Here is a 746-nt window from a genome sequence, read left to right as displayed (position 1 = left end):
GAGCCCGCCGACCGGTTCACCGTCGTCGCCGTCGACCCGCGCGGCAAGTCCCGCAGCGCCGCCGGTGAGCGCGGCCACGACCAGCGGGTGCGGACGCACAGCGACGACATGCGGCGGCTGCTCGACGAGGTCTCGCCGGACGGGCCCGCGTTCGTCTTCGGCGCCAGTTCGGGGGCGATCGTCGCGCTCGACCTGCTCGCCCGCCACCCGGAGCGGCTGCGCCTGGTGGTGGCCCACGAGCCGCCCACGCTGGGGCTGCTGCCCGACGCGGACCGGTGGCGGGCGGCGTTCGCGGGCGTCGTCGAGGCGTTCGGCCGCGACGGTCTGGAGGCGGCGATGGCCGCACTGGGCGCGGCGGCGGGCCAGGAACGCGCCGACGAGCCGGACGACGCACGGGAGCGGGCCGCGGGGCCGGAGCGCGCTCCGGACGACGCCGAGCGCTTCCGGCGGATGCGGGAGAACATGCCGCAGTTCCTGGAGCGCGAACTGCGGCAGTTCAGCGGCCACCTGCCGGACCTGGAGGCGCTGGCGGCGCACTCCGGGCGGCTGGTCCCGGCCTGCGGGCGCGCCTCGCGGGGCCTGCTGCTCGCCCGCCCGGCGGAGGTGCTGGCGGAGCGGTTCGGCACCGGGCTGGTCGAGTTCCCGGGCGGCCATGTGGGTCTGAGCACCCATCCGGTGCGGTTCGCCGCGGTGCTGCGACGGACGCTGACGGCGGCCATGGCCGCCGTCAGCGTCCGTCGCAGCAC

Annotated in this window: 1 protein-coding gene; it reads left to right on the top strand. The window is 77.7% G+C overall.

Features of this window, described 5'->3' with window-relative positions:
• Nucleotides 1-746 (top strand): alpha/beta fold hydrolase (locus tag ACJA3G_RS38015; protein WP_406557549.1); only part of this gene is annotated, 746 nt, incomplete at both ends.

The organism is Streptomyces sp. YS-3, assembly GCF_045257485.1.
Classification (GTDB): Bacteria; Actinomycetota; Actinomycetes; order Streptomycetales; family Streptomycetaceae; genus Streptomyces.
The sequence above is the reverse complement of the archived record's forward strand: the minus strand, read 5'-3'. Positions and strand labels throughout refer to the sequence as shown.